The organism is Natronospira sp. (assembly GCF_007134575.1).
Classification (GTDB): domain Bacteria; phylum Pseudomonadota; class Gammaproteobacteria; order Natronospirales; family Natronospiraceae; genus Natronospira; species Natronospira elongata.
The window spans coordinates 1-4,468 of the sequence record NZ_SLKM01000299.1 but is presented as its reverse complement, the minus strand read 5'-3'; the positions used below and the strand labels follow the sequence as shown (position 1 = coordinate 4,468).

Below are 4,468 nucleotides of genomic sequence, written 5' to 3'. Positions count from 1 at the left end.
CCAGGGTTTGAGTACCGCCATGCGCCCGACCTTGCCGCTTTTGGCCAGGCGGCCGGTGCCAATGGCATTGCCCTCGGCATCTTCTGCGATCACATGGATGCAGTGGGGATCGTCCTCATCCCATTCCATCTCCAATGGCACCTGCTGCTCCTCGACAAAGACCGGTTCGCGGATGCTTCGCAGCAGGGGGACATCCTCGGGCCAGCGGGCCCGACGCACGCTGATGGCCTGTTTAGTCGTTTTCATCGGTCCACTCCAGTCGTCCCTTGTCCAGCCAGACACTGATCAGCTTACGACCAACCGCGCCGGGATCAAAGTCGGCCGGGAAGGGCTGGCGGGACAGCAGATGGTCCAGGGTGGCCTCGCAGCCCCGATCCCAGACCTCCATGTCGCCATCGACAAAAACATGCGGCCGCCCGTCCGGGCCTTCGCGCCAGATCGCCAGGATGTCGCTGCGCAGTTCAGGGGTGCGGCCGGCGGCCAGGGCCTGGTTCAGCGCCTCATGGGAGCCGTCGCCGGGGTCCGGTTCGGCGCGCAGCCAGGGCTTGGGCTCGGTGATGAAGCGTCCGAACCAGTCGGCCAGTTCCTCGTTGTCCCGCTCCAGCAAGGTGCTGAATAGATCCCGCAGCCGGTGAATGGCCTTGGGGTGCAGGCGGGGCCCGGCCTCGTCCAGCTCAAGATCGGGGTCGGCGTAGCGATGCCCCTCAGGCAATTGCTGGGTCACGAATTCGGAGAAGTCCGAAATCATGCCGGCGGTGTCCGGCGCCCTGAGCCCCACCGAGAAAGTCATGCAGTCGGGGCCGGCAAGGCCGAAGTGGGCCACGCCCGGTGGCAGGTAAAGCATGTCGCCCGGCTCCAGCAGCCATTCCTCGCGGGCCTGGAAGTGGCGGAGCACATCCAGCTCGCAGTCATCGCGGCGGCTGAGGTCGGCCGGCTCGGGGTCAATCGCCCAGCGGCGGGTGCCCCTTGCCTGCAGCAGGAAGACGTCATAGGCATCCACATGGGGGCCGACCGAGCCGCCGTTGACGGCATAGCTGATCATCAGATCGTCCATGCGCCAGCGAGGCAGGAAGTCGAAGCTGTCCAGAATGCGGGCGAGGGCGGGCAGGTGCTTGTCCACATCCTGGACCAGCAGCGTCCAGTCCCGCTCCGGCAGGTCGGCAAAGCGGCTCTCGCTGAAGGGGCCCTGGCTCAGGGTCCAGGGGCCTTCGGGCGGCCCCTGGACCAGGCGACTCTCCACATCCGGCTCGCAGGCCAGGCCGGCAAGCTCCTCGGGGCTCAGGGGTGATTCAAAGCCCGGCAGGATCTGGCGGTATAGGGCCGGTTTCTTCTGCCAGTAGCGGGACAGGAAGCGGGCCGGCTCCAGGCCCTCCAGGCGCAGCTTGTAGGGCCGGTCTGTCATCAGATGGCCCGGGCCTGTTCGGCGGCATTGCCGATATAGCTGGCCGGGGTCATGTCCTTGAGGCGGGTCTTGACCGCGCCGGGCAGGTCCAGGCTATCGATGAAGGCGGCCATGCCCGCCTGATCCACCCGCTTGCCGCGGGTCAGCTCCTTGAGCTTTTCATAGGGCGATTCAATACCGTAGCGGCGCATGACCGTCTGAATGGGCTCGGCCAGGACTTCCCAGTTGGCATCCAGGTCGGCCGCCAGGTGTTTGGGATCGGCCTCGAGCTTGCCCAGGCCCTTGTCCAGGGCGGCATAGGCAATCTGGCCGTAGCCGAAGGCGCTGCCCACATTGCGCAGCACGGTGGAGTCGGTCAGGTCACGCTGCCAGCGGGAAATCGGGAGCTTGTCGGCCAGGTGGCGGAGCATGGCGTTGGCCAGGCCCAGATTGCCCTCGGCATTTTCGAAATCGATGGGATTGACCTTGTGGGGCATGGTGGAGGAGCCCACTTCGCCGGCCACCGTGCGCTGCTTGAAGTAACCCATGGCGATGTAGCCCCAGATATCCCGGGACAGGTCGATCAGCACGGTATTGAGTCCGGCGGTGGCATCGAAGAGCTCGGCCATGTAGTCATGGGGCTCGATCTGGATGGTGTAGGGATTCCAGTCGATACCCAGGCTTTCCACGAACTTTTTCGCCAGGGCCGGCCAGTCCACTTCCGGGTAGGCGGCCATGTGGGCGTTGTAATTGCCCACCGCACCGTTGATCTTGCCCAGGATCTTCACGCCGGCAATGCGCGCCCGCTGGCGGCGAAGACGGTCGACCACATTGGCCAGTTCCTTGCCAAGGGTGGTGGGAGAGGCCGGCTGGCCGTGGGTGCGGGAGAGCATGGGCAGGTCCGCATACTCGTGTGCCAGGGCCCGCAGCTTCTCAATCAGATCATCCACCGTGGGCAGCAGGATCTCATCGCGGGTGTCGGCCAGCATCAGGGCATAGGACAGATTGTTGATGTCCTCGCTGGTGCAGGCGAAGTGGAAAAACTCGGATTTTTCATTGAGTTCCGCGTGATTTTTAACGCACTCTTTCAAGTAGTACTCCACCGCCTTCACGTCGTGATTGGTGGTGCGTTCGATTTCCTTGACCCGGGCAGCGTCGCTGCTGCCAAAGCCCTGGATCAGGGTCTCCAGCCAGGTTCGGGCATCACTGCTCAGTTCGGGCAGTTCACGGATGCCGGGCTCATCGGCCAGGGCGGCCAGCCAGCGCAATTCCACCAGGGCACGATAGCGGATCAGGCCCGCCTCGCTGCAGAGGGGGCGGAGGGCTTCGGTCTTGCCGGCGTAACGCCCGTCGAGGGGGGAGAGGGCGGTGAGTGCGTGCTCGCTCATCAATTTCCCTTATTGGTTTCGCGGAATGATAAAATCACCATTTTATCAGGAATGCCGCTGCAAGGGCTTGCCCGGCCCGGTGACAGGGGCGTTTTCACTTCCAGTCACGCAATCAACAGGAGCAGGACAATGTCGAGCAAGGGTTTCCGGATCGAAAAGGACAGCATGGGCGAACTCCAGGTGCCGGAAGAGGCGCTCTGGGGTGCTCAGACGCAGCGCGCCGTGGAGAACTTCCCCATCAGCGGTCTGCGCATGCCGCGTGCCTTTATCCGGGCCCTGGGCCTGGTGAAATGGTCGGCCGCCGCCGCCAACCGTGAGCTGGGCCTGATCGACGATGCGCGTGCCGACGCCATCCAGGCCGCCGCCGAGGAAGTCGCCTCCGGCCGCCATGATGCCCAGTTCCCGGTGGATGTGTTTCAGACCGGCTCCGGCACCAGTTCCAACATGAATACCAATGAAGTCATTGCCCGCCTGGCCAGTGACAAGCTCGGCGACAAGGTCCATCCCAACGATGACGTCAACATGGGCCAGAGCAGCAATGACGTGATCCCGACCTGCATCCATGTCAGCGCCGCGCTGGAAGTCAATGAGCGGTTGCTGCCCGCCATGCGCCATCTGGCCGGCACCATCGAGCGGCGTGCCGGGGAGCTGTCCGGTGTGGCCAAGACCGGTCGCACCCATCTGATGGATGCCATGCCGGTCCGTTTCGACCAGACCATGGGCGCCTGGGCGACCCAGATTCGCCGTGGCTGCAATCGAGTGGAGGCCACGCTGCCGCGCCTTTACGGTCTGGCCCAGGGTGGTACCGCAGTGGGTACCGGTATCAATGCCCACGAGAAGTTCGCCGGCAGTTTTGCCCGCCACCTGTCCGAGCGGACCGGCCTGGACTTTGAGGCCGCCGAGGACCAGTTCGAGTCCATTGCCACTCAGGACACGGCGGTGGAGCTTTCCGGCCAGCTCAAGACCGTGGCCGTGTCGCTGATGAAGATCGCCAATGATCTGCGCTGGATGAACAGTGGTCCTCTGGCCGGTCTTGGCGAGATTACCCTGCCGGCCCTGCAGCCCGGCTCCTCCATCATGCCCGGCAAGATCAACCCGGTGATTCCCGAAGCGGTGTGCATGCTCTCCGCCCAGGTGATCGGCAATGACGCCACCATTACCGTCGGCGGCCAGTCCGGCAATTTCGAGCTCAACGTCATGCTGCCGGTGATCGGCTACAACCTGCTGCAGAGCATTGAGCTGATCGCCAACGGCAGCACCCAGCTTGCCGACCGTGCCATTGATGGTTTCAGCGTCAACGAGGGCAATCTCAAGGAAGCCCTGGAGAAGAATCCCATCCTGGTGACCGCCATGAATCCGGTCATTGGTTATGAGAAGGGCGCGGCGGTGGCCAAGAAGGCCTATGCCGAAGGGCGTCCCATCCGGGACGTGGCCCGGGCGGAGACGGATCTGTCCGAGGAAGATCTCGACCGGCTGCTGGATGCCGTGGAGCTTACTCGGGGCGGGATCAAGGGTTGAGGCCCGCGGTGGCGACCGTGAGCGACAGGATGCTCAGGGACCGTCTGCTGGCGACGCTGGCGGGTTCACGCCCGCCGGCGGATCTGGTTCGGGAAGCCAGGCTTGGCGTGCACGGCGATGTGCCGGCAGGCCTGATGCGCCCGGAGCAGCCACGACCGGCGGCCGTACTGGTGCCGGTCGT

General features: G+C 64.5%; 4 protein-coding genes. 1 reads left to right on the top strand and 3 read right to left on the bottom strand.

All coding sequences use genetic code 11. From position 1 onward, the window contains the following. The 3 genes from ACJWXQ_RS12025 to purB all read right to left on the bottom strand — a co-directional run. Positions 1 to 246, bottom strand: a 246-nt coding sequence (locus tag ACJWXQ_RS12025) for a GNAT family N-acetyltransferase (RefSeq protein ID WP_406672894.1), incomplete at its 3' end; no start/stop codon positions are given. Then, positions 233 to 1,402 carry a JmjC domain-containing protein gene (locus ACJWXQ_RS12020; protein WP_346050961.1) on the bottom strand — a complete coding sequence of 390 codons (1,170 nt, stop codon included), beginning with the start codon at positions 1,400 to 1,402 and terminating at the stop codon, positions 233 to 235. The genes ACJWXQ_RS12020 and ACJWXQ_RS12025, both read right to left, overlap by 14 nt. Continuing rightward, entirely contained in the window at positions 1,402 to 2,769 is a 1,368-nt protein-coding gene (gene purB / locus ACJWXQ_RS12015) for an adenylosuccinate lyase (RefSeq protein WP_346050960.1), read from the bottom strand. The genes ACJWXQ_RS12020 and purB overlap by 1 nt, the downstream gene beginning before the upstream one ends. A gap of 129 nt (positions 2,770 to 2,898) precedes the next feature. Here purB and ACJWXQ_RS12010 point away from each other — a divergent pair, with 129 nt between their 5' ends. Beyond that, positions 2,899 to 4,287, top strand: a complete 1,389-nt coding sequence (locus tag ACJWXQ_RS12010) for a class II fumarate hydratase (RefSeq protein ID WP_346050959.1) — start codon at positions 2,899 to 2,901, stop codon at positions 4,285 to 4,287. Positions 4,288 to 4,468 lie beyond the last annotated feature (181 nt).